Genomic DNA, 2,741 nt, shown 5'->3' on the forward strand with positions numbered 1-2,741 from the left:
ATTCATACATTCGCTGGTACAACGAAAAACGAATCAAGATTTCTCTCGGTGCTCTCAGTCCTGTTGAGTATCGTGAGAGCCTTGGTCTCGCGGCATAACCAGTCCAAGTTTTTTGCCGCACCCCCAGTGGGTCAGTTTTCAATCAGCGCCGACAGACTCGGTAAATGCTGCAGTTACTGAGGCATTAGGCGACAGTGCCGCGCCATCTTGGGCTCATGTCCGTGAGCATGGAGCCGCAACTGAACTGGCCAAACATACCGGCGAGCTCTCAAAGGTGATCTTCACTAACTCCGGTAGCGAAGCTGTACACCTCGCCTGCCGTGCAGCTCGGGCTTATACCAGCCGCGGAAAAATTGCCAAGATGGCTGCCGGTTTCGATGGATGGTTCGATGATGTCAGCTACGGCAACGTCACCTCCAGGGAAGCGAGCTTCCAGGATGGAAAGCGTCCGTTTACCGAACGTACTACGCTGATCCGCTACAACGATTTCGCAGATGTAGAGCGACTATTCGAAGAAGACAATGACATCGCGGCGGTCATCCTTGAGCCGATGCTGGCCAACGCTGGATGCATCATGCCATTGCCTGGTTACCTCAAACATGTGCAGGACATTGCTCATAAACACGGTGCACTGGTGATTTGTGACGAGGTTCTGATGGGTTTCCGGCTGTATGCCGGCCTGGCAGGGCTGCGTGAAGGTTTGAGCCCTGATATCGCGAGCGTCGGCAAAGCGATTGGTAACGGCGTTCCAGTTTCTGCGATCGTCGGCAAGCCTCACATCTTGGCAGGCTTTGAAGAAGGACGTGTCCTTCGCGGGGGCACATTCAGCGGTAATCCGCTGGCATGCGCAGCCATGACGAACACCCTGACTCAACTGGATAACAGCGACTACGAGAGTCTCATCCAATGCGGCAACGATCTACGCGTTGCGATTGAGGCCATTTTCAGATTGCATGGCGTGATCATTTCAACCAGCGGCTACGGGAATGTGTTTGGTGTTTGGTTGGGAATGACGCCCCCGGTGACGTACGAGCAGGCAGTCGAGAAAGCGAACCCTGCCTTCACCATGGCCCTGCACCTGGCGCTGCGCGAAGCAGGAGTGTTGATGATGCCGTCTCCGTACGGCCGTATTTACATTTCCTTTGAGCACAACAGCTTCGTGATCGAAGAAATGAAAGTTGCCTTTGAGAAAGCTGCTGCCAAGTTAAGCGCTGAATTCGCGAACGCTTGATCCAGAAAGGAGGTCTTCAGACCTCCTTTTCCCCACCTGATAAGTGGCAACTATTTGTGTACGACGTTCGGCATCGCGACCCTGGCAACAGCGTCGTATATGGCGATCGCGATGCTGATAGTCAATGTCGAAACACTCCCAATCGAGCCCGAGGTCATTCTCGGCAATCTCGAGTGTAGGCAATGTTTACGAGGAGGATGAAGGAAGGGTCACAGACGCAGCACCTATAGGTCCGCTGCTGCACCCATGGGTTTAGCTGGAGGAATTCAACTCCAGCTGAAGAGCCCGGAAAATATGGTGTCCCAGGGCAGGTTCGAACTGCCAACCTTCCCCTTAGGAGGGCCAAATATACTCACTCAATATCAATTACTTACCTTTAAAAACAGATACTTATAGTCTGGTTGCATCCAATAGAACCGCCTGATATTGTAATTTCTGCTGCCACACTGCTGTCACGGTGAGCCATGAAAACCAAGTTCAGCCAGAAGCTGCTCAACGGCCTTAAGCCTGAGGATAAGCCCTACCGCGTCCACGACACCAGTCAGCCCGGGCTTTTCATCCGCGTGCTGCCCAGCGGGCACATGAGCTATATGGTCACCTGGGCACGGAACAAGAACGTCACCCTTGGCCGTGTCGGCAAGATGACGCTCGAGCAGGCCCGGCAGGAGGCCGCCCGCTATTTGGCCGACGCCCACGAGCACGGCGAGCCCCTGGCCGTCACCCACAATCGCAAAGGTGCTGCCTCCCCTACCCTGCGCGCCTTCATCGACGACACCTATCTACCGTGGTTCGAGGCCCATCACCGAGGCCACGAAAAGACTAGGCACACCCTAGATCACAACTTCGAGCCGATCATGCAGCGTCGCCTGGTCGAGATCACTGGGCGCGAACTGGAGGCAATCCGTACCGACTGGATCAAGGACGGCAACAAGGCGGCGACTGCCAATCGCAAGATGGGCAGCATAAGCGGTGTCTTCAGCCGGGCCTTAGATTGGGGATTCCTGCCAGCATCGCCGCTGGACAAGGTGAAGCAACTCAAAGTCGATACCAAGGGCCGTATCCGCTACCTGTCCAAGGACGAAACCCAGCGCCTCAGAGATGCTCTGGACGCACGGGAGGAACGGATGCGGGCGGAGCGTGACAGCGCCAACCAATGGCGCCTGGAGCGCAAGCGAAATCTGCTGCCAGACTTGCGCTCAGCGGCTTTTACCGATCACCTCAAGCCGATGGTACTGGTCTCGCTCAACACCGGCCTACGCCGTGGAGAGCTGTTCAACCTGCGCGGGTTCGACCTAAATCTACAGGCCAAAACCATTAGCGTGGCTGGTGAAGGCACCAAGACCATCGAGACCCGGCATATCCCGTTGAATGCCGAGGCTTTGTCGTAAGCGCTCCATAAACCCCACCGACTTCAAGATCGGTAACGCGCCTAGCTAGGCGATGCCGGCGAGCAGTTCCACGGCAACAGCGCTTCGTAATCTTCAACCGAGGTCGCCAGTGGTAGTCGTTC

3 protein-coding genes are annotated in these 2,741 nt (G+C 55.7%); all 3 read left to right on the plus strand.

Annotation, left to right across the window (positions count from 1 at the left end; all coding sequences use genetic code 11):
• A partial coding sequence (locus CKW15_RS27705) for an IS3 family transposase (RefSeq protein WP_143498447.1) occupies window positions 1–98 on the plus strand: 98 nt, incomplete at its 5' end.
• 14 nt (window positions 99–112) lie between these two features.
• Window positions 113–1,231 (plus strand): aminotransferase class III-fold pyridoxal phosphate-dependent enzyme, encoded by a 1,119-nt coding sequence (locus tag CKW15_RS27710; protein ID WP_256583287.1) that lies wholly within the window; start codon window positions 113–115, stop codon window positions 1,229–1,231.
• 464 nt (window positions 1,232–1,695) lie between these two features.
• On the plus strand, window positions 1,696–2,619 hold the full coding sequence (locus CKW15_RS27715; RefSeq protein WP_095153075.1) for an integrase family protein: 924 nt from the start codon (window positions 1,696–1,698) through the stop codon (window positions 2,617–2,619).
• Window positions 2,620–2,741 lie beyond the last annotated feature (122 nt).

Origin of the sequence: Pseudomonas sp. Irchel s3b5, assembly GCF_900187435.1 — a bacterium.
GTDB lineage: Bacteria > Pseudomonadota > Gammaproteobacteria > Pseudomonadales > Pseudomonadaceae > Aquipseudomonas.